The sequence below is a fragment of the Leifsonia sp. Leaf336 genome, from assembly GCF_001423695.1.
GTDB lineage: Bacteria > Actinomycetota > Actinomycetes > Actinomycetales > Microbacteriaceae > Leifsonia.
The window spans coordinates 1,311,157-1,332,285 of sequence record NZ_LMOZ01000001.1 but is presented as its reverse complement, the minus strand read 5'-3'; the positions used below and the strand labels follow the sequence as shown (position 1 = coordinate 1,332,285).

General features: G+C 70.6%; 20 protein-coding genes and 1 other RNA gene. 11 read left to right on the top strand and 10 right to left on the bottom strand.

Annotated elements, in window-relative coordinates; genetic code table 11:
* Positions 1–5 precede the first annotated feature (5 nt).
* Entirely contained in the window at positions 6–2,546 is a 2,541-nt protein-coding gene (locus ASF88_RS06475; protein WP_055915673.1) for a DUF4118 domain-containing protein, read from the top strand.
* Complete coding sequence (locus ASF88_RS06470) at positions 2,543–3,247, top strand: response regulator (RefSeq protein WP_055915670.1); 705 nt, start codon at positions 2,543–2,545, stop codon at positions 3,245–3,247. Before ASF88_RS06475 ends, ASF88_RS06470 begins: the two co-directional genes overlap by 4 nt.
* Before the next feature lie 16 nt (positions 3,248–3,263).
* Here ASF88_RS06470 and rnpB read toward each other — a convergent pair.
* The 4 genes from rnpB to ASF88_RS06455 all read right to left on the bottom strand — a co-directional run bounded on the left by rnpB (position 3,264) and on the right by ASF88_RS06455 (position 7,867).
* Positions 3,264–3,633, bottom strand: an RNA gene (gene rnpB, locus ASF88_RS08965) — RNase P RNA component class A.
* Between the two features lie 58 nt (positions 3,634–3,691).
* A complete protein-coding gene (locus ASF88_RS06465; protein WP_055915668.1) occupies positions 3,692–4,426 on the bottom strand; it encodes a zinc ribbon domain-containing protein in 735 nt (244 codons plus the stop codon).
* A gap of 84 nt (positions 4,427–4,510) precedes the next feature.
* Positions 4,511–5,329 (bottom strand): Nif3-like dinuclear metal center hexameric protein, encoded by an 819-nt coding sequence (locus ASF88_RS06460; RefSeq protein WP_055915666.1) that lies wholly within the window; start codon positions 5,327–5,329, stop codon positions 4,511–4,513.
* 156 nt (positions 5,330–5,485) lie between these two features.
* On the bottom strand, positions 5,486–7,867 hold the full coding sequence (locus tag ASF88_RS06455) for a purine-cytosine permease family protein (RefSeq protein ID WP_055915664.1): 2,382 nt from the start codon (positions 7,865–7,867) through the stop codon (positions 5,486–5,488).
* A gap of 73 nt (positions 7,868–7,940) precedes the next feature.
* Between ASF88_RS06455 and ASF88_RS06450 the strand changes: the two genes are divergently transcribed.
* The gene (locus ASF88_RS06450; protein ID WP_055915662.1) at positions 7,941–8,750 is read left to right on the top strand and encodes a thymidylate synthase; all 810 of its coding nucleotides are present in this window, start codon (positions 7,941–7,943) and stop codon (positions 8,748–8,750) included.
* Complete coding sequence (locus tag ASF88_RS06445) at positions 8,747–9,226, top strand: dihydrofolate reductase (RefSeq protein WP_055915660.1); 480 nt, start codon at positions 8,747–8,749, stop codon at positions 9,224–9,226. Before ASF88_RS06450 ends, ASF88_RS06445 begins: the two co-directional genes overlap by 4 nt.
* Here the strand turns inward: ASF88_RS06445 and ASF88_RS06440 are convergent.
* On the bottom strand, positions 9,219–9,863 hold the full coding sequence (locus tag ASF88_RS06440) for a DUF1345 domain-containing protein (protein WP_055915658.1): 645 nt from the start codon (positions 9,861–9,863) through the stop codon (positions 9,219–9,221). The genes ASF88_RS06445 and ASF88_RS06440 overlap by 8 nt on opposite strands.
* A 61-nt stretch (positions 9,864–9,924) precedes the next feature.
* Here ASF88_RS06440 and ASF88_RS06435 point away from each other — a divergent pair, with 61 nt between their 5' ends.
* Complete coding sequence (locus tag ASF88_RS06435) at positions 9,925–11,214, top strand: aminotransferase class I/II-fold pyridoxal phosphate-dependent enzyme (RefSeq protein ID WP_055915656.1); 1,290 nt, start codon at positions 9,925–9,927, stop codon at positions 11,212–11,214.
* 1 nt (position 11,215) lies between these two features.
* Entirely contained in the window at positions 11,216–11,758 is a 543-nt protein-coding gene (locus ASF88_RS06430) for a GNAT family N-acetyltransferase (protein WP_055915654.1), read from the top strand.
* Between the two features lie 46 nt (positions 11,759–11,804).
* On the opposite strand, the gene dhaM is transcribed toward ASF88_RS06430, so the two are convergent.
* Genes dhaM through trpD form a run of 4 tightly spaced genes read right to left on the bottom strand, consistent with a single transcriptional unit; the run spans position 11,805 to position 15,310 of the window.
* Positions 11,805–12,530 (bottom strand): dihydroxyacetone kinase phosphoryl donor subunit DhaM, encoded by a 726-nt coding sequence (dhaM, locus tag ASF88_RS06425; protein WP_055915652.1) that lies wholly within the window; start codon positions 12,528–12,530, stop codon positions 11,805–11,807.
* Entirely contained in the window at positions 12,527–13,159 is a 633-nt protein-coding gene (dhaL, locus tag ASF88_RS06420; protein WP_055915650.1) for a dihydroxyacetone kinase subunit DhaL, read from the bottom strand. The genes dhaM and dhaL overlap by 4 nt, the downstream gene beginning before the upstream one ends.
* Positions 13,160–13,218: 59 nt before the next feature.
* A complete protein-coding gene (dhaK, locus tag ASF88_RS06415) occupies positions 13,219–14,220 on the bottom strand; it encodes a dihydroxyacetone kinase subunit DhaK (RefSeq protein ID WP_055915648.1) in 1,002 nt (333 codons plus the stop codon).
* Positions 14,221–14,260: 40 nt separating this feature from the next.
* Positions 14,261–15,310 carry an anthranilate phosphoribosyltransferase gene (gene trpD / locus ASF88_RS06410; protein WP_055915647.1) on the bottom strand — a complete coding sequence of 350 codons (1,050 nt, stop codon included), beginning with the start codon at positions 15,308–15,310 and terminating at the stop codon, positions 14,261–14,263.
* Between the two features lie 132 nt (positions 15,311–15,442).
* Here trpD and ctaE point away from each other — a divergent pair, with 132 nt between their 5' ends.
* From ctaE to ASF88_RS06385, 5 genes are all read left to right on the top strand, one after another.
* On the top strand, positions 15,443–16,087 hold the full coding sequence (gene ctaE / locus ASF88_RS06405; protein ID WP_055915645.1) for an aa3-type cytochrome oxidase subunit III: 645 nt from the start codon (positions 15,443–15,445) through the stop codon (positions 16,085–16,087).
* A 24-nt stretch (positions 16,088–16,111) separates the two neighbouring features.
* Positions 16,112–16,963, top strand: coding sequence for a cytochrome bc1 complex diheme cytochrome c subunit (gene qcrC, locus ASF88_RS06400; protein ID WP_082518776.1), 852 nt, complete (start codon positions 16,112–16,114; stop codon positions 16,961–16,963).
* Positions 16,964–17,007: 44 nt separating this feature from the next.
* A complete protein-coding gene (gene qcrA / locus ASF88_RS06395; protein ID WP_055915642.1) occupies positions 17,008–18,081 on the top strand; it encodes a cytochrome bc1 complex Rieske iron-sulfur subunit in 1,074 nt (357 codons plus the stop codon).
* Positions 18,078–19,697 carry a cytochrome bc1 complex cytochrome b subunit gene (gene qcrB / locus ASF88_RS06390; RefSeq protein ID WP_055915640.1) on the top strand — a complete coding sequence of 540 codons (1,620 nt, stop codon included), beginning with the start codon at positions 18,078–18,080 and terminating at the stop codon, positions 19,695–19,697. Before qcrA ends, qcrB begins: the two co-directional genes overlap by 4 nt.
* Positions 19,698–19,801: 104 nt before the next feature.
* Positions 19,802–20,629 (top strand): methyltransferase domain-containing protein, encoded by an 828-nt coding sequence (locus ASF88_RS06385; RefSeq protein WP_055915638.1) that lies wholly within the window; start codon positions 19,802–19,804, stop codon positions 20,627–20,629.
* Between the two features lie 76 nt (positions 20,630–20,705).
* On the opposite strand, the gene ASF88_RS06380 is transcribed toward ASF88_RS06385, so the two are convergent.
* The gene (locus ASF88_RS06380; RefSeq protein WP_055915637.1) at positions 20,706–21,128 is read right to left on the bottom strand and encodes a cytochrome c oxidase subunit 4; all 423 of its coding nucleotides are present in this window, start codon (positions 21,126–21,128) and stop codon (positions 20,706–20,708) included.
* Position 21,129 lies beyond the last annotated feature (1 nt).

Sequence of the window (21,129 nt, the reverse complement as noted above, 5' to 3'; positions counted from 1 at the left end):
AGCCCATGTCGCGTGGTCATCTCCGGGTCATGCTCGGCGCGGCACCCGGCGTCGGTAAGACCTACGCCATGCTCGAAGAGGGCAAGCGACTCCGGGCTCTGGGCAAGGATGTAGTGGTCGCGGTCGTTGAGACCCACGGCCGCGCTGCCACCGCTGCCCTCCTCGGCGGGCTGGAGGTCGTGCCCCGCCGCACGGTCGAGCATCGCGGCGTCGAGCTCAGCGAGCTCGATCTGGACGCCGTGCTCGCCCGCCGGCCGGAGGTCGCCCTGGTGGACGAGCTGGCCCACACCAACGCCCCCGGCCTCCAGAACGAGAAGCGCTGGGAGGACGTGGAGGCGATGCTCGCCGCCGGCATCGACGTGATGTCGACGGTCAACATCCAGCACATCGAGTCGCTGAACGATGTCGTCGAGCAGATCACCGGCGTGCAACAGCGCGAGACGATCCCCGACGCCGTGCTGCGCCGCGCCGACCAGATCGAGGTCGTCGACCTCGCACCGCAGGCGCTGCGCGACCGGCTGGCCGAGGGCGTCGTCTATCCGGCAGCGCGGGTGGACGCGGCACTGTCGAACTACTTCCGCCTCGGCAACCTGACCGCACTGCGCGAGCTCGCCCTGCTCTGGCTGGCCGACGAAGTCGACTCCGCGCTGCAGAGATACCGCGCCGAGCACGGCATCGCCGGCAAATGGGAGGCTCGCGAGCGCGTCGTGGTCGCCCTCACCGGCGGCCCGGAAGGCGAGACGCTGCTGCGCCGCGGCGCGCGCATCGCCGCCCGCTCGGCCGGCGGGGAGCTGCTGGCGGTCCACATCACCAGCCAGGACGGCCTCCGCGAGGCCACGCCAGGAGCACTCGCCTCCCAGCGCGCCCTGGTCGAGCAACTCGGCGGCAGCTACCACCAAGTGGTCGGCAGCGACATCCCGCGCGCGCTCGTCGACTTCGCGCGCGGTGAGAACGCGACCCAGCTGGTGATCGGCGTCTCGCGGCGCAGCCGGCTCGCCGCGCTGCTCACCGGGCCGGGGATCGGCGCGACCGTTATCCGGGAGTCCGGAGACATCGACGTGCACATCGTGTCCCACTCGCGAGCGGGAGGGCGGTTCCCCCTCCCCCGGCGACGGGGCGCGCTGACCCTGCGGCGACAGGTCTACGGCTTCCTCCTGGCGCTGATCGGCGGACCGCTGCTGACACTGCTGCTGGTGAACTCCCGCTCCTCCGACTCGATGACGGCCGACGTTCTCAGCTACCAGTTGCTGGTCGTGATCGTCGCCCTGGTCGGCGGGATCTGGCCCGCACTGTTCGCTGCACTGTTCTCCGGGCTGACGCTCGACTTCTTCTTCGTGGACCCCCTGTACACGATCACGATCGCCGAGCCGTCCCACCTGGTCGCGCTCGTGCTCTTCCTCGTCATCGCCGCGCTGGTCAGCCTGGTCGTCGACCAGGCCGCGCGCCGCACCCGGGCGGCGCAACGGGCGGCGGCCGAGGCGGAACTCCTTGCCACGGTCGCCGGCGGCGTCATCCGCGGTGAAGACGCCCTGCAGGCGCTGGTGACCCGCACGCGCGAGGCGTTCGGCCTGACCGGCGTGCGGCTCCTCGACGGCGACGAAGTGATCGCCACAGACGGAGAGCCGGCGGACCCCGCCCACACGCAGCGCATGCCGGTCGGCGAGCGCGGCACGCTCGAGCTCTCGGGCCGCGACCTGGAGGCCGCCGACCGGCGCCTGCTGGCCGCGATCATCGCCCAGCTGGATGCCGCGCTGGAGCACAGGGACCTCGCCGCCACCGCCAGCGAACTCGGGCCGCTCGCCGAAACCGACCGCGTGCGGAGCGCCCTCCTCGCGGCGGTCGGCCACGACCTCCGCCGTCCGCTGGCCGCCGCGACCGCGGCCGTCACCACCCTGCGACAGACCGACGTCTCCCTCGACGAGGCCGACCGGGAGGCGCTCCTGGAGACCGCGGAGGACAGCCTCCGCGCGCTGGCGACCCTCGTCACCAACCTGCTCGACGCGAGCCGGGTGGAGGCCGGCGTGCTCGGGGTGTCGCTCGCACCGACCGAGATCGACGATGTCATCCCGCCCGCTCTGGACGAGCTGGGGCTCGGTCCCGCCGAGGTGGACCTCGACCTTCCCGAGGGAATCCCCGCTGTGATCGCCGACGGCGTGCTCCTGCAGCGGGTCCTGGTGAACCTGCTGGGCAACGCACTGCGTTTCTCGCCGCGCGACCAGCCTCCCGTCATCGCGGCGAGCGAGTTCGGGGGCACGGTGCAGCTGCGGGTGATCGACCACGGGCCTGGCATCCCCGGCGAGCGCCGCGAGGCCGTCTTCCAGCCGTTCCAGCGTCTCGGCGACACCGACAACGACGCGGGGATCGGCCTCGGCCTCGCGCTGTCGAAGGGATTCGCCGAGGGCATGGGCGGCACACTGGAGGCCGAGGACACGCCGGGAGGCGGCCTCACGATGGTGGTCTCGCTCCCCGCGGCCACCGACCGCACGGCCACCGACCGCACGGCTACCGAACACACTGCTACCGATGACACGGAGGGACAGCGATGAGGATCCTGATCGCCGACGACGACCAGCAGATCCTCCGCGCGCTCCGCATCCTGCTCGGGGCGCGCGGTTACGAGGTGATCACCGCCCAGACGGGCGCCGAGGCGCTGTCGCAGGCGGTCGAGCACCATCCCGACCTCGTCATGCTCGACCTGGGAATGCCGGAGCTGAACGGCATCGAGGTCATCGAAGGGCTGCGTGGCTGGTCGTCGGTGCCGATCCTCGTCGTCTCCGGTCGCACGGGCTCCGCCGACAAGGTGGACGCGCTCGATGCCGGCGCCGACGACTATGTGACGAAGCCCTTCGCGGCGGACGAGCTGCTCGCGCGCATCCGCGCCCTGACCCGCCGCCAGTCGAGCTCCTCCGACGAGCCCGCGGTGCGGTTCGGGGACGTCACGGTCGACCTCGCGGCGCACCAGGTGCTCAGACGCACGGCCGACGGCGAGAGCCCCGTGCGCCTCACCCCCACCGAGTGGGCGATCCTGGAGGTGCTGCTGCGCAACCCGCGCCGGCTGGTGACCCGGCAGGCGCTGCTCACGCAGGTCTGGGGTCCGCAGTACACGAACGACACCGGCTACCTGCGGCTCTATCTGGCGCAGCTGCGCAAGAAGCTCGAGCCCGTGCCCTCCGCCCCGCGCTACCTGCTGACGGAGGCAGGCATGGGCTACCGCTTCTCCCCCGACCCCGAGCCAGGGGCCGAGTGAGCGGAAGCTCGTGAGCGGAACGGGACGGCCGATACGCCGGGTTCTGTCACGGCGCTCGCGCGCCGCGGACGGCCATCTCTCTCGGGACGACGTTGCCGCCGCCCTCTAGCGGTCTACCCGGGGACGAGGCGAGCCACCTCATGGTCCCCTGTCTGACCTTGCTCCAGGCGAGGTTTACCCAGCCGGCCGAGTCACCCCGGCCGCTGGTGGTCTCTTACACCACCGTTTCACCCTTACCGCGCACTCGCGTGCGAGGCGGTCTGCTCTCTGTTGCACTTTCTCGCGGGTCACCCCGGGTGGGTGTTACCCACCACCCTGCTCTGTGGAGCCCGGACGTTCCTCGGCAGCCCGCTCGCGCGGGCCGACGCGACCGTCTGGCCGTCCCGTTCCGGCCTCCACCCTAGCGCAGAGCAGCTGGCCGGCAGCCCGGCGATCACAGTCGGGTCAGAGTCCCGATTCCTCGTTGCGGATGAGGATGGCGCCGCTGTCCGGGCACAGCACGACGTCGTCGTCGGCCGCACGGCGGATCTCGGCGAGGTCGGACTCGGTGAGCTTGACGTTCGAGCCCATCGACACCCCGCGCACGAGGAGGGCGGCGCCCAGACCGTAGCGCGCGCGCTGGCGCTCGTACAGGGCGACCAGGTCGTCCGGGAGTGCTCCGGCGATGGTGGCCCGGTCGCGGGCGAGGGCGTCGCGCTGGGCGCCGACGGTTCCGGCCTCGGCGTCGCGCGCGGCCTCCAGCGTCTGCACCCGGCTCTCGAGCTCGGAGCGCTCGGCCTCGATGGCCGCCAGCGCGCCCTCGAGGGATTCGACGCGCTCCATGACGGTGAGCTCGATCTCCTCGAGGTCGTTCTGCCGCTTGCCGAGGGAGGCGAGCTCGGCTTCGAGCGCCTGCACATCCTTCATCGACGACGTGTGCTGCACCCGCTCGGTGTCGCGGCGCTTGCGCGCCTCCACGATCTCGACGTCCGACTCGACACGCTTGAGCTCGGACCGGGCGTCCTCGACCTCGCCGGTCGCCGCGATCCAGCGCGCCCGGAGAGCGTCGACCTCCGGCTGAAGGGCGGCGAGCTCTTTGGCCTGCGGGAGGTTCTTGACGGCGTGGTCGAGCTGGCTGAGCCGCGTGTCGGCGGCTTGCAGCCTCAAGAGCTCGTTCTGATCGGAGGGGCTGGCTTTCACAGTGCTCTGCTCTCTGCTGTCGTGTTCATCGCTGTCGTGTTCATCGCTCGGGTGCTCGGTGTGTTCATCGTCGCTGATGGAGGCTCATTGCAGGATGGCGAAGTCCCACGGGTCGGTGCGCAGCTCGCTGACCGTGACCTCCACACCGGGGAGAGCGCCGCGCAACGCCTCCGCCGCCGTGTCGAGCCACAGCCACTCGCTCGCCCAGTGCGAGACATCGAGCAGGGCGGGGCCGCCGCCGAGCACCGCCTGCTCGCGCGCCTCCGACGCGGGATGATGCCGGAGGTCGGCAGTGATGTAGACGTCGGCGCCTCGGACGGCCTCCGTCGCGAGCAGCGAGTCGCCCGCGCCGCCGCACACGGCGACCCGCGAGACCGGCTGGTGATAGTCGCCCGCCGCGCGCACGCCGCCCGCGGTGGGCGGCAGCAGGTCGGCGACGACCCGGGCGAGGGCTCCGAGCGTCGTCGGCTCGCGGAGCGTGCCGACGCGCCCGATGCCGGTGATGCCGTCGGGCGCCGGCTCGATCGGAGCGGTGTCGACGAGTCCGAGCTTCGCGGCCAGCACGGCGCTGGTGCCGTCGGCGACGACGTCGGCGTTGGTGTGGGCTGCGATGAGGGCGCAGTCGGCGCGGATCAGCGTGGCCAGGAGGGCGCCCTTGTAGCGGTCCTCGGCGATGGAGGTGACACCGCGCAGCAGAAGCGGATGGTGTGCGATGACGAGGTCGGCATCGAGGCCGACGGCTTCGTCGACGGTGGCGGCCACGGCGTCCACCGTGAGGAGGATGCGGTCGACCGGAGCCTCCGGATCGCCCGAGACCAGGCCGGGCGCATCCCACCCTTCCGCGCCGGCGATCGGCCAGAGCGATTCGACGACCTCGCAGACGGAACGGAGAGTGTGCGGCACGCAGTAGAGCCTACGTGATCGGCCTCCGGCCCGGCTGCGGCGGCAAAGGAGGAGAGGCAAAGGAGGAGATCCGGCCCCGCGACCCACGGATCTCCTCCGTCGACCGCCCTTCACGACCTCCACAGCTCGGATCTCCTCCGTTGGCCACGGACACGGCTATGCCTGCGCGCGCTCCTGGCGGCGGACGGCGGGCACGGCCGAGACGATCGGGGTGAGGAGGCCGACAGCGAGCGCGATCACGACGCCGATGTTGCTCGCGCCGATGCCCGCGTTCGGGTCGGCGCCCAGCAGCCGGAAGAGGTAGCCCTCCCACGCGAGCCAGGGCAGCGGCGAGCTCACGAATCCGAGGCCCACCGCACTGGCCACCACGAGCATCGCCAGGTTCGTCCACCGCCAGTCCGGATAGACGCCGCCGCGGTTCACCAGCGACGCCTGATGGAACCGACGGGTGCGCAGCATCATCTCGCCCGTGAACAGCCCGGCCCACGCCGCCACCGGAACCGCCAGCGTGGTGGGGAGGCCGCGCAGCACGTCGTCGAGGTCGCGCACCGTGAGCGCCAGGGCGATCCCGGCGAGCGCGATCGCACCGCCGACGACGACGGTGCTCCACCGCCTCCCGATCCGGACGCCCAGCGCGTCGAGCGTGAAGCCTCCCGAGTACATCGTCAGCACGAGAGCGGAGATCAGGCTGAGACCGACCGCGAGCAGCAGCGGCACCGGGTACCAGACCGGCAGGCCGAGCCGGGTCAGCCCGGCGACGGGGTCGCGCGCGAGGGCGGCGGCCAGCGGCGGGTCGGAGGCGGCGAGCAGACCGCCGTAGGAGACGAGCACGAACGGCGGCACCCCGGCTCCGAAGGTCGCCCAGAGCATGCCGGCGGCGCCGGAGGACTTCGGGTGCTGATAGCGGGCGACCTCCGCGCTGCTCATCGCCCACGCCAGCCCGACGTAGCTGAACACGAGGACGGCTCCGGTGACGACGTGGGTCCACAGGGCGTCGGGCACGGCGAGCGCCCGCGAGAGGTCGACGTGCCGCCAGGTGGCGGCGATCATCACGACGATCAGCACCGCGGAGGCGATCGTCAGCACCAGCTGCACCCGCGCGAGCAGCCCGTAGCCGTAGAACGCGACGGCGCCCGCGATCCCCACCGTGAGCAGGAGCGCGAACGCAGTCGGTCCGACACCGAGCAGCGACCAGCCGCCGGCGATCGCCACCGATCCCGCCGCCGAGCCCGCCAGCCACAGCAGCACTGCGCCCCAGAACACCTTGGTGACCAGGGCCAGCGCGGTCGGCACGGCGTTGCCGAGCAGCCCGAAGGTGGCGCGGGAGACGACCATCGTCGGCTGCCCGCTCCACTTGCCCGCCAGCGTGCCCAGCCCCAGCGGGAGGAACGAGAGCGCGACACCGACGAGCGTCGCGACCAGCAGCTGCCGGAGGCTGAGCCCGAGCAAGAAGAGGGTCGCGCCCACCCCGACGCTGATCAGGGAGGACGTGCCGGCGAACCACAGCCAGAACAGCCGGGACGCCCTCCCGGCCCGCTGCTCCAGCGGCGTCGGCTCCAGATCGGCGGTCTCCGGGACGAACGGCGGGGGCGGCGCCGGCGGGGCGCCGAAGAGAACGGAGCCGTCGGCCAGCCGCGGCGTCGCCACAGGCGTGGGGGCGCCGGCCCGCACGTCGTCGGCGTCGTCTGCGACATCCCGGTCGATGTGGTCGGGACTCGTGGTCGTCGCGCCGAGGTCGTGCGCGACCAGCGGCTCCTGGGCGGCGAGCGGCACGACCGCCGGCGCGGACGGCAGCACGTCCGAGACGAGGGGCACGGGCTGGGAGTCGCGCGGAGCGAACTCCTCCGGGACGAACCCGAGCGGCTCGATGCGCGCGGCCGACGTGGCGGCCTCGCCGTGCCCGCCGCCATCGGGCTCGCTCTCCTGCGGAGCCGACGGCGCCTCCATCGCGACGGTCGGGAACTTCGGGGGCGCGACCTCGTCCGCGACCTCCTCTGCGACCCCGGCCGCCGGTGCCGGAGGCTGCGCTCGCGCCACGCGCTGCGGCTGCGGCACCGCCGCGCCGACCCAGGCGCTGTACGTCGGCTGCGGTCCGGTGTCGCGCCTCCGCACCGGGAGGTCGTCGAAGCTGATCAGCTGCGTCGGCGGCCCGACCCAGGCGTCTTCGTCCTCGTCGTCCGCGGGTCGCTCGGTCGCGGGCTCGGTCTCGGGCTCGGCCTCTGGCGCCGGGGCTACAGACCCCTCCGCCCCCACGACCGGAACGGCCGACGTCGCCGCCCGGGCCTGCAGCACCGACTGCAGGTGGGCGATCGCCGCCGTGGTGTCGTGCACCCGCAGGTCGGCGTCCACGATCGCCGTGACCTCGTCGTCGCTGAGCGATGCGGCATCGGGCCGCGACGCGGTCGGCCCGGCGATGATCGGGATGGCCGCGGTGACGCGATCGACTTCGGCCTGGAGGGCGTCGGCCAGCTCGTCGTCGCTGTGACGGATCCTGCGGTCCGGCTCGGCGATGCCTTCCCCCTCCACACCATCGGCCATGCCCGAAGCCTACGACGCGAACGTCTGGCGGGTCAGGGGTCATCCGCGCCCTGGGCGAAGTACCATCGTCTCGATGAGCACGCCGATCCCGACTCCGTACGAAGACCTGCTGCGCGACGTCCTCGCGAACGGCAGTCACAAGTCCGACCGCACCGGGACAGGCACGCGCAGCGTGTTCGGCCGCCAGCTGCGGTTCGACCTCGCAGAGGGCTTCCCTCTGATCACGACCAAGCGCGTCCACTTCAAGTCGATCGCCTACGAGCTGCTGTGGTTCCTCCGCGGCGAGAGCAATGTGGGCTGGCTGCGTGACAACGGCGTGACGATCTGGGACGAGTGGGCCGACGAGCGCGGCGAGCTCGGCCCCGTTTACGGCGTGCAATGGAGGTCGTGGCCTGCTCCGGACGGAACGCACATCGACCAGATCCAGCAGGTGATCGACACGCTGCGCCGCGACCCCGACTCCCGCCGGATCATCGTGTCCGCGTGGAACGTCGCCGACATCCCGGACATGGCCCTCGCGCCCTGCCACGCGTTCTTCCAGTTCTACGTCGCCGACGGCCGGCTCTCGTGCCAGCTCTACCAGCGCAGCGCCGACATGTTCCTCGGCGTCCCCTTCAACATCGCCAGCTACGCCCTCCTCACCGCGATGGTCGCGCAGCAGGTGGGACTCGAGCCGGGCGAGTTCGTTTGGACGGGCGGCGACTGCCACATCTACGACAACCACGTCGAGCAGGTGACCGAGCAGCTCACGCGTGATCCGTATCCCCCGCCGACGCTGCGCTTCACCCGCACGCCGGAGAGCATCTTCGACTACCGGTTCGAGGACTTCTCCGTCGAGGACTACCAGCACCACCCGGCGATCCGCGCGGCCGTCGCCGTATGAGCCTCGCGCTCATCTGGGCCGAGGCCCACGACCGGGTCATCGGCGCCCGCGGCGTGATGCCGTGGCACCTCCCGGAGGATCTGAAGCACTTCCGCGAGCTGACCGGAGGCGACCCCGTGGTGATGGGACGCCGCACCTGGGAGTCGCTCCCCGAGCGGTTCCGTCCGCTTCCCGGCCGCGACAACATCGTGGTGACGAGACAGGCCGATTACTCCGCGCCGGGGGCGACAGTCGTCCACGCGCTGGAGGACGCACTCGCGTCGTCCGCGGCCGCGACCACCTGGGTGATCGGCGGCGCCGAGCTCTACGGCCAGGCCCTCCCGCTCGCCGACCGCGTCGAGGTCACCGAGATCGACCTCGACGTGGCGGGCGACACCGTCGCGCCCGCGCTCGGCATGGAGTGGACCGCGACGGCGGACGCCTGGCAGGAGTCCGCGGGCGGGCTGCGCTACCGCTTCATCCGCTACGTCAGGTGAGGCCGGCCACCAGGTTCACCGTCGCCGCGACGATCACCGTTCCGAAGACGTAAGACAGCAGTGTGTGACGGAGGATCGTCCGGCGGATGTAGGAGCTGGAGATGTTCGTGTCCGACACCTGGAACGTCATCCCGAGAGTGAGGGAGAGGTACGCGAAGTCGCTGTACTGCGGCGGATCGTCCTGGTTGAAGTCCACACCGCCGTCGTTGCGGTAGTAGATGCGCGCGTACCGCAGCATGTAGATCGTGTGGACGAGCAGCCAGGACAGCGCGACGCTCAGCACGGCGAGCAGGGCGACTCCCAGCTGCGCGCCGCCCTTGAGGTTCCGTGCGTCGACGAGAACCCACACGACGGCCACGACGCTCGCCAGGGCGGCGATGATCAGCACCAGGTCGGCGGTCCTGCGGCCCGGGTCCTCCAGCGTCGCGTGGCTCCGGGTGGTGGAGGCGTCCATGCGCCACACGCTCGTCCAGATCCACAGGATGTAGACCAGGCACGCGGCCGCCCAGCCGGCGATGACCGCGTGGTGGACGGCATCGAAGAACGACGTCGCGACCGCGACGACGACGCCGACGGCCAGGGCGATGTACATCTTCAGCCGCGTGTGCCCCCGCCCGCGCTTCACTTCGTTCGTCACACTCCGGATGTTCGCACAGCGCGACCGGGCATCCCGCTCAGCGCGCCGGTACGATCGGATTGTGACCACCGCTCCCGCTCCCCTCGCCGACCTCGACACCGAAGCGCTGCGCGCCGCACACGCGGAGTTCGCCCGTGCCTACGACGACCTCAAGTCCCGCGGCCTCGCGCTCGACATCACGCGCGGCAAGCCGTCGGCCGAGCAGCTCGACCTCTCGAACGAGCTGCTGCACCTGCCCGACGGAGCGTTCCGCGACGCCGCCGGCACCGACCTGCGCAACTACGGAGGCCCGAACGGCCTGCCGGAGCTGCGCGCGATCTTCGCCGACGCACTGCGGGTGCCTCCCGCGCAGCTCCTCGCGCTCGGCAACGCCAGCCTCACGATCATGCACGACACCGTCGCGCAGGCCCTCCTCCACGGCGTCCCCGGCGGCGACCTCCCCTGGAGCCACCAGCCGATCTCGTTCCTCGCGCCGGTGCCGGGCTACGACCGCCACTTCACCATCTGCGAGCGCTTCGGCATCCGCATGATCGCGGTCCCGATGAACGACGACGGCCCCGACATCGAGACGGTCGAGACGCTGCTCGCCACCGACGACAGCATCAAGGGCATGTGGTGCGTGCCGGTGTACTCCAACCCCACAGGTGCGGTCTACAGCGAAGAGGTCGCGCGGGCGCTGGTCTCGCTGCCCGCGGCGCCCGACTTCCGGCTGTTCTGGGACAACGCGTACGTCGTGCACCACCTGACGGACGAGCGCCCGGAGCCGATCGACGTCCTGGCCCTGGCCGCCGAGGCGGGCAACCCCGACCGTCCGCTGATCTTCGCCTCCACGTCCAAGGTCACGTTCCCCGGGTCCGGTGTCGCCTTCATCGGCGGCTCCGAGACGAACATCGCCTGGTTCCAGCACAACTCGGCGGCGCAGAGCATCGGTCCCGACAAGCTGAACCAGCTGCGTCACGTGCAGCTGCTTCGCGACGCCGACGGGCTGGCGGCGCACATGGAGAAGCACCGCGCCATCCTCGCGCCCAAGTTCGCCGCCGTCGACGAGGCGTTCCGCGCTCGTCTGCAGCCGTGGGGAGCCGGCGCGTGGAACGCACCGCTCGGCGGCTACTTCGTCAGCCTCGACGTGCTCGACGGCTGCGCGAAGCGAGCGGTCCAGCTGGCCAAGGAGGCCGGGATCGCGGTCACGCCGGCCGGCGCGACCTTCCCGTACGGCGAAGACCCGCGCGACGCGAACATCCGCATCGCGCCGACCTTCCCGCCGTTGGCGGAGCTGTCGGAGGCCCTCGACGGCCTGTGCACGGCGATCCTGCTCGCGGAGGCCGAAGCGCTGCTGGCCGAGCGGAACTGACGTGGGCGCGCTTCCGCGCGACTCGACGGGTTCCTCCGGGGCCGAGCGGCCCTGGGTGGTCCGCCCGGCCGTGGAGGCCGACTGGCAGGCCTATCGCGCGATCCGGCTGGAGATGCTCGAGGACACTCCCATCGCGTTCCTCGAGACGCGGGAGGCCGCCCAGGCGCACCCCGAGGAGCACTGGCGCCGCCGCGCGGCGAACGGCTCGGCCTCCAGCGAGCTGTTCGGCGCGGTGACGCCCGACGGGCGCTGGATCGGCACCATGGGCGGCTTCCACGCGGCGAGCTCGCCCGACCCACACCTGGTCGGCGTCTACGTGACACCCGGATGGCGCGGCCGGGATCACGGTGTCGCGGACGCGCTCCTCACGGCCGTCCTGGCGTGGGCACGCCGGCGCTCCGGCCGCCTCCTGCTCGAAGTCCATGAGAGCAACGTGCCCGCCATCCGCTATTACGAGCGCCACGGCTTCGCCTTCACGGGCCGCACGCTGCCCTATCCGCTCGATCCCACGACCCTCGAGCTGGAGATGGCGGTCGACCTCTAGTTCCGCGATGCGGTGAGCCCGGGTGAGCCCGGAGTGAGCCCGGGGTTCAGACCTCTCCGAAGCCGCCCTCGATGATCTCGACCAGTGCGTCGACCGCGGCTTCGCCGTCGTCGTCGGACGACGCGATCGTCGCTGTCGCGCCGGCGGTCAGCCCGAGCGACATCACGCCGAGCAGGCTCTTGGCGTCCTTGCCGTTGACGGTCACCTTCACGGGGAAGGTGTTCGCCAGCTTCACGAACTCCGCGGCGGGGCGCGCGTGCAGCCCTTGCGGGTTGCGCACCAGCACTTCACGCACATAGCCGGCCTCGCCGCGCGTGCCGCCCTCGGCAGGCTGTGGGGCCGCAGCCTCGGCCGGCGGCGCCTCGGCGGCCTCCGCGCCGCCCCACGCCGCGCGCGCTCCCTCGACGGCGGCGGCCACGCCCTCCAGGTCGGCGCCGGTCTCGGCGGCCACCGCCGCCGCGACGCCGCCCTCGACGAACGGCCCGTCGACCACGCGCACGCGCGCACGCTCGTCGTCCGGCAGGAGGTCCAGCACCGTCTCGGCCGTCAGCAACGCGGAGCCGAGGTCGCTGACGACCACGACGCCTGCGCCCTGGTCGGCCTCCCCCACCGCGGTCATGACCTTGCCGAAGCTCGTGCCGATCCCGTCGTCGTCCGTCCCGCCCGCGGGCAGCAGCCTCACCGACGGCGCCATCTGCCCGGCGAGGGCGACGGCGCCGGCGGCGAGCTGCGAGCTGTGCGAGACGAAGACGATCCCGACCGTCGCGCTCATTCCGCGGTCTCCGCCGCGGCCCTCAGGATCAAGGCCGTCGACTGGGCTCCGGGGTCGCGGTGGCCGGCGGAGCGTTCACCGAGGTAGCTCGCGCGGCCCTTGCGGGCGACGAGCGGGATGGTCGCGTCCGAGCCCTTCTCGGCCGCATCGGCGGCGGCGGCCAGGATCGCGGCCGGGTCGGCCCCCGCGGCGAGGGAGGCCGAGGCCGCCTCCACCGCGGGGGTCCAGGCGTCGATCATCGTCTTGTCGCCCGGTTCCGCCTTGCCGCGGGACACGATCCCGTCGCGCGCCGCCGCCAGCAGCGCCACGAGCGCCTCCCCGTCGATCGCCTGCGCATCGCCCACCGGCTCTGCCGCCTTGAGGAAGGCGGTGCCGTAGAGCGGTCCGGAGGCTCCACCGACCGTGGAGATGAGGGTCATCGCGATCGAGCGCAGCGCCGCCGACGGCGTCGCGTCGTCCGGCAGCTTCGCCAGCGCGTCCACGGACGCGCGCATGCCGCGGTCCATGTTCTCGCCGTGATCGCCGTCGCCGATCTCCCGGTCGAGCGTGTTCAGCTCGCCTTTGTGCTCGGCCACGGCCTGCGCCGCTGCCGAGATCCAGGACGAGACCCAGTCCGTGTCCAACGCCATGCGTGTTTCCTTCCTCTCGTCACCCGTGTCGTTCGGTGTGCTGTCGTTCTGCGGGCCCGTCAGACGCCCCAGCGGAGCGCGGCGGTGTGCACCGGAGCGTCCCACAGGGCGGTCAGCTCGTCGTCCAGCTTCAGCACCGAGATGGAGGCGCCCTGCATCTCGAGCGAGGTGACGTAATTGCCGACCAGCGACCGGCCGAGCACGATGCCCTTCTCGTCCAGGATCTCCGCAGCGCGGCGGAACAGGATGTAGAGCTCGGACAGCGGGGTGCCGCCCATCCCGTTCACGAACAGCAGCACCGTGTCTCCCGACGAGAACGGCAGATCCGTGAGGATCGCGTCCATCATCCGGTCGACGAGCCGGTCGGCCGGCTCGATCTTGATGCGCTCGCGGCCCGGCTCGCCGTGGATGCCGACGCCGAACTCGATCTCGTCCTCCGGGAGCACGAAACCGGGCTCGCCCGCGTGCGGGACCGTGCCGTCGGTCAGCGCGAGGCCGATCGAGCGGACGTTGGCGTTGACCTTCTCGGCGACCGCGGTCACCGCGTCGAGGTCGTCGCCGCGGTCGGCTGCCGCCCCCGCGATCTTCTCGACGAGCACGGTTCCTGCGACGCCGCGACGCCCGGCCGTGTAGAGCGAGTCCTGCACCGCGACGTCGTCGTTGGTGACGACGGCGCGCACCGTGATGCCCTCCGCGCCCACCAGGTCGGCGGCCGTCTCGAAGTTGAGCACGTCTCCCGTGTAGTTCTTGACGATGTGGAGCACGCCGGCGCCGCCGTCCGCAGCCTTGGTTGCCTCCACGATCGGCATCGGCGTCGGGGAGGTGAACACCTCGCCGGGAACCGCGGCGTCCAGCATGCCCTTGCCCACGAATCCGGCGTGGAGCGGCTCATGGCCGCTGCCGCCGCCGCTGACCAGGCCGACCTTGCCGCGCACCGGGCCGTCGGCCCGGGAGACGAAGCGGGGGTCCTGCGACACCGCGACGATGTCAGCGTGAGCTCGGCCGAAACCCGCCAAGGACTCGGCCACGACGTCGGGTACGTCGTTGATGAGCTTCTTCATTGAAAACCCTTCCTTCCACTTGCTGTCGGTGCTTGCTACATCAGTGCGTAGCCGCCACCCATTCCTCGAGCTTCGCGGCCGCAGCCCCGGAGTCGATCGCCCGGGCGGCGACCTCCATTTGTGTACGGAACCGATCCAGGATGGACTCCTGGACCCTCGACGGGTCGGACGCGAGCTCGTACGACACGAGCCCGGCCGCCGCGTTGAGCAACACGATGTCGCGCACAGGGCCATCCTGGCCCGCGAGCACGGCACGCACGACAGCCGCGTTGTACGCGGCGTCCTTCCCGAGCAGATCCTCGATCCTGGCGCGCGGGATGCCCAGATCGCGCGGGTCGATGTCGTGCTCGGTGACGAGCCCCCTGGAGACCTCCCAGACGTGGCTGTGACCGGTGGTGGACAGCTCGTCGAGGCCGTCGTCTCCGCGGAAGACCAGCGCGGTCGCACCGCGGGTCTGGAAGACGCCGACGATCAGCGGGATGCGATCGAGCGTCGCGACCCCCACGGCCGACGCCTCCGGGCGCGCCGGGTTGCACAGCGGCCCGAGGAAGTTGAACACCGTCGGCACCCCGAGCTGCGAACGGACGGGGCCCGCATTCGCGAAGCCGGGGTGAAAGGCGCTGGCGAACGCGAACGTGATCCCGGTGCGGCGCAGCACCTCGGCCACCCGCTCGGGCGGCAGCGTCAGGTCGATGCCGAGCGCCGCGAGCACGTCGGACGATCCCGACGACGAGCTGGCCGCCCGGTTGCCGTGCTTGATCACGGGCACCCCCGACGCCGCGGCGACGATGGAGGCCGTCGTTGACACGTTCACGGTGCCGAAACGGTCTCCTCCGGTGCCGACGATGTCGAGCGCCATCGGGTCGACGGGGAGCGGGACGGCGTGGTCGAGGATGGCGTCGCGGAACCCGACGATCTCGTCGACGGTCTCGCCCTTGGCGCGCAATGCGATCAGGAACGCGGCGAGCTGGGCCTCCGTGGCCTCGCCCGACATGACCTGATCCATGGCCCAGGCCGCGTCCGCCACGCTCAGGTCCTCGCGGGCGAGAAGTGAGGTGAGCACGGACGACCAGGACTGCATTTGCGTCATAGTGCGATCCTATTGGGAGGCGACACGCCACGGGGAGCAGGGGCTTTGTACCAGGTGTAAGGCTGCCCTTACCCGAATCGAGGCGAATTCGTGCCTTTCAGGTGAGAAAACCACGGCTTCTTTTCAGCCATAATGGGTTTTGTGACGAGCACCTCCATTTCTCCTGCAACGAGTGCGCCGGCGATCAACCGGCCCAATGTCGTGGCCGTCGGCACGATCGTCTGGCTCGGCTCAGAGGTGATGTTCTTCGCGGGTCTCTTCGCGATCTACTTCACGCTCAAGTCGACGTCGCCCGATCTGTGGGCCGCCGAGACGCAGCACTTGAACATCCCGTACGCGGCCGTGAACACCACGATCCTGGTGCTGTCCTCTGTGACCTGCCAGATGGGCGTGTTCGCCGCGGAGCGCCTCCAGCCGCGACGCAGCGGCGGCGTGCTCCAGTTCTGGAAGTGGGGCCTCGTCGAGTGGTTCGCCCTCTCGTACATCATGGGCGCCATCTTCGTGTCCGGCCAGGTGCTCGAGTACGCAACGCTCGTCTCCGAGGGCATCGCGTTCGACGCCAACGCCTACGGCTCCGCCTTCTATCTGACGACCGGCTTCCACGCCCTCCACGTCACCGGCGGCCTCATCGCCTTCCTGCTCGTCATCGGCCGCGCCTTCGCGGTCAAGACCTTCGGCCACAAAGAGGCCACGAGCGCCATCGTCGTGTCGTACTACTGGCACTTCGTCGACGTCGTGTGGATCGGACTGTTCGCGGTCATCTACATCATCCGATAGATCAACAGGAGCTGACCTCACCTCATGCGTCCCCGCGTTCCCGGCACCCAGAAGTCTCGCGCCACGGCACCCAGCCGCACTAAGGCAGCGCGCAAGACCGGTCGCCGCCACCCGCTCGCCACCGTCGCCCTGCTCGCCATCGGCCTCGGCCTCACCGGCGGCGCGTACGCCGCGTTCACCACCACGACGGCCTCGGCCGACACCGCTTCGGTCCAGACGGCCTCCCAGTCGCAGATCGCGCAGGGCGAGAAGCTGTTCCAGGCCAACTGCGCCACCTGCCACGGCATGGACGCCCAGGGCACGGTCAACGCACCGACCCTGATCGGCGTCGGCGCCGCCGCTGTCGACTTCCAGGTCGGCACCGGCCGCATGCCCATGCAGATGCAGGGGCCGCAGGCCGAGCAGAAGCCGGTGCAATTCTCCGACGCCGACGTCGCGGCCCTCGCCGCCTACGTCGCGTCGCTGGCTCCCGGCCCCTCGGTCCCCGAGCAGAAGTACCTCGACGGCAAGGGCGACGCCGCAGCCGGCGCCGAGCTCTTCCGCATCAACTGCGCGATGTGCCACAACGTCGCCGGCGCGGGTGGTGCGCTCACCGAGGGCAAGTTCGCCCCGCCGCTGACCGGTGTCAGCGCCAAGCACATCTACGAGGCCATGATCACCGGCCCGCAGAACATGCCGGTGTTCAACGACCTGAACATCTCGCCCCAGGGCAAGGCCGACATCATCACGTACCTCAAGTACATCCAGAACAACCCGTCCCCGGGCGGCTTCGAGCTCGGCTCGCTCGGCCCGGTGGCCGAGGGACTCTTCCTCTGGATCTTCGGCCTGGGCGCCATCGTCGCCCTGACCGTGTGGATCACGGCGAAGTCCAACTGACCGTTCTGTCGTACTTGTAGAAGCACAGCGTAAGAAGGAGAACAATGGCACAGGACGAGAACGGCGGTCACGAGCTGACGCCAGCCAGTTCGTCGGCCGTCGACGTGCACCGGACCGGAGACCCCGGAACGGCGGTGATCATCCGCGACGCCGTCGAGAACCCCGGTTTCCCGCCGCACCGCCCGCGGGTGACCGACCTCGACCCCAAGAAGGAGCGGCGCGCCGAGCGCACCGTCTACACGCTGTTCTATCTGTCCATCGCGGGCTCCGTGTGGGCGGTCGCCGCCTACATGGCGTTCCCGATCAACGACAGCGACCCGGGCTCCGTGCGTCTGAACAACCTGTTCATCGGCCTCGGCATCGCCCTGGCCCTGCTCGCCATCGGCATCGGCGCCGTGCACTGGGGCAAGGCCCTGATGCACGAGAAGGAGGGCGTCGACCTCCGCCACCCGGTCCGCGGTTCCGAGCAGACCACCGAGCGCGCGGCCGAGATCTTCCGCCAGGCCGACCAGGAGTCCGGCTTCAACCGCCGCACCCTGGTGCGCAACAGCCTGATCGGCGCGCTGATCGCCTTCCCGCTTCCCGCCGTGGTCCTGTTCCGCGGCCTCGCGCCGCAGGGCGAAGACCCGGCCGAGCTGCTCTCGCAGACCATGTGGGCCAAGGGCATCCGCCTGACGCGCGACCCCTCCGGCACCCCGATCAAGGCGTCCGACGTCACGTTGGGCAGCGCCTTCCACGTCATTCCGGAGGGCCTGAACGACGCTCCGGACATGCTGGAGCAGAAGGCCAAGGCGGCCGTTCTGCTCATGCGCCTCAAGCCCGAAGACCTGCACGTCTCCAAGGGCCGTGAGAACTGGAATTACGACGGCATCGTCGCCTACTCCAAGATCTGCACGCACGTCGGGTGCCCGGTGGCGCTCTACGAGCAGCAGACCCACCACCTGCTGTGCCCGTGCCACCAGTCGCAGTTCGACATCACGCACGAGGCAGAGGTCATCTTCGGACCGGCGAAGCGGCCATTGCCGCAGCTGCCGATCACCGTTGACGCCGACGGTTACCTGGTCGCCCGCAGCGACTTCCACGAGCCCGTCGGCCCGAGTTTCTGGGAGCGCCATTGAGCACCACGACCGCCGCACCTCCTGCGGCAGAAACCACGGTCAAGAGCGGCGGCTTCACAGCGGCGGCCGCCAACTACATCGAGGACCGCACCAGCATCTCCGGCGCGGTCAAGGAGTTCGGTCGCAAGATCTTCCCGGACCACTGGTCCTTCCTGCTCGGTGAGGTCGCCCTCTACAGCTTCATCGTCATCCTGCTGACGGGAACGTTCCTGACGTTCTTCTTCCAGGCGTCGATGGCCGAGGTCGTCTACAACGGCTCGTACGTGCCGCTCAAGGGCATCCACATGTCCGCGGCGATGGAGTCCACGCTCAACATCTCGTTCGAGGTGCGCGGCGGCCTGCTCGTGCGCCAGATCCACCACTGGGCGGCGCTGCTGTTCGTGGCCGCGATCGGCCTGCACATGCTCCGCATCTTCTTCACGGGTGCGTTCCGCAAGCCGCGCGAACTCAACTGGGTGATCGGCTTCACGCTGTTCATCCTTGCGATGGCCGAGGGCTTCACGGGCTACTCGCTCCCCGACGACCTGCTGTCCGGCAACGGCCTCCGCATCATCGACGGCCTGATCAAGGGCCTCCCCGTCGTCGGCACCTGGATCTCGTTCCTGCTCTTCGGCGGCGAGTTCCCGGGCACGGCGATCGTCGGGCGCCTCTACACGCTGCACATCCTGCTGCTTCCGGCGCTCGTGGTCGCGTTCATCGCGCTGCACCTGGTGTTCGTGGTCGTCCACAAGCACACGCAGTACGCCGCTCCCGGCCGCACACAGGGCAACGTCGTGGGCTACCCGGTCCTCCCGGTGTACGCCGCGAAGGCCGGCGGCTTCTTCTTCATCGTGTTCGGTGTCGTCGCGCTCATGGCGTCGCTCTTCACCATCAACCCGATCTGGAACTACGGCCCGTACGACCCCTCCCCCGTCTCCGCCGGCACCCAGCCCGACTGGTACATCGGCTTCGCGGACGGCGCCCTGCGTCTGGTTCCGCCGGGCTGGGAGTTCGTCTGGCTCAACCGCACCTGGTCGTTCAACATCATCGTGCCGGTCGTCATTCTCGGTGTCTTCATCGTGACCGTGATGATCTACCCCTTCATCGAGGCGTGGATCACCGGCGACAAGCGCGAGCACCACATCCTCGACCGTCCGCGCAACGCGGCCACCCGCACCGCCATCGGTGCTGCCGGCGTGACGTTCTACGCGGTGTTCTGGGCTGCGGCGTCGTCCGACATCATCGCCACGCACTTCATGCTGACGATGGAGGGCGTGATCCACACGCTCCAGGCGCTGCTCTTCGTCGGTCCGGTCGTCGCGTACTTCCTCACCAAGCGCGTCTGCCTCGCGCTCCAGAAGAAGGACCGTTCGGTCGCGCTTCACGGCTACGAGACGGGCCGCATCGTCAAGCTCCCCGGTGGCGAGTTCATCGAGGTGCACGAGCAGCTCAGCGACTACGAGCGCTGGCGTCTGGTGAGCTTCGAGGCGTACGAACCGCTGATGATCCGCCCGAACAAGCGCGGCAAGATCACGGCCGGCACGCGGATGCGCGCGAGCCTGTCCCGCTGGTTCTTCGAAGACCGTCTCGTCCCGCCGACCCGCGGGGAGCTCGAGTCGGGTCACGGTCACCACTGATCCGCTGAACCTTCCGTGGAAGCGCCGATCGTCATCGACGATCGGCGCTTTCCCGTTTCCACCGCCGCTCGGCTTCCACGCCCGGCACGTCCGAGGAGCTTCCTGTGACCGATCCGGCCCGTCCCGCGCTCGCCCGTCTGGCCTCCTGGTTGCGCTGCCCCGTGTGCGGACGTGACCTGGAGCCCCTGGACCGGCTGACCCTCGGCTGCGCCGAGGGTCACCGCCACGACGTCAACAAGCGCGGCTACGTATCGTTGCTCGGGGGCGGCAGCAAACTGGTCGGCGACTCGGCCGAGATGCTGGACGCCCGCGACGTGGTGCTCGAGGGAGGCGCCTTCGCCCCCATCGCCTCAGCGGTCGCGGCAGCCGCCCAACCCGCCGAGGGCTCGCGGACCCTCGACGCCGGTGCCGGCACGGGCTACTACCTGCGAGCCGCCGTCGCGAGCGCGCCCGACGCGATCGGCCTGGCGATGGACCTCTCCCCCGCCGCAGTCGCCCGCGCCGCGCGTTCGTCGGCACGCGTCGATGGCCTGGTCGCCGACACTTGGCGTCCGCTCCCCGTCCGCTCGCAGAATGTGGACGTCGTGCTCGACGTCTTCGCTCCGCGGAATCTGCCCGAGTTCCACCGTGTGCTCCGCCCGGGCGGCCGGCTCGTGGTGGTGGTGCCACGTGCGGACCACCTCGGATCGCTCCGGCAGGCCGGCACGATGCTCGACATCCCGACCGACAAGGCCGAAGACGTTATTGCGGCCGCAGGCGCCCTGTACGCCCCGCTGACGCGCGAACACGTCAGTTACGCACTCGCACTCGACGACGCCCTCCGAGTCGCTCTGGCGGGCATGGGACCGTCAGCGCGTCACGCGGACGCGGCACCCGCCCCAGCCGACGAGACGACCGTCTCCGTCGACGTGCTCAGCTTCGAAGCGCGCTGACCTCCGGCGTCCAGACGACGCAGAAAGGCCGCCTCCCGGAGGAGGCGGCCTTTCGGATCGAACGTTCGCGTTCGGCTCAGCGGGCGAAGAAGCCCCGGTAGTACTCGTAGACCCAGCCGACGATGCAGACCAGAGCGAAGGCGACACCGATGAAGCAGATCCAGAAGCCGACCGCGAGGCCGAGCATCACCAGAGCCGCCGCGGCACCGAGGGCCACCGGCCACCAGCTCCACGGGGAGAAGTGACCGAGTTCCGGGTCGCCGTCGTCGATGTTGGCGTCGAGCTTGTCCTCGGGCAGCTCACCGCCCTGGGAGGCGTGCGAGCGCCCGACGTAGAAGGCGATGAAGGCGGCGAGGATGGCGCTCAGAGTGAGCGCCACGGTGCCGACCCACTCGACCTTCATGTGCATCGGGTCGAGGAGGCTCCACAGCGTGTAGACGATCGCCGAGAGGAGGAAGAAGGCCGAGAGGATCCAGAAGAGGATTGCGTTAGCTCTCATG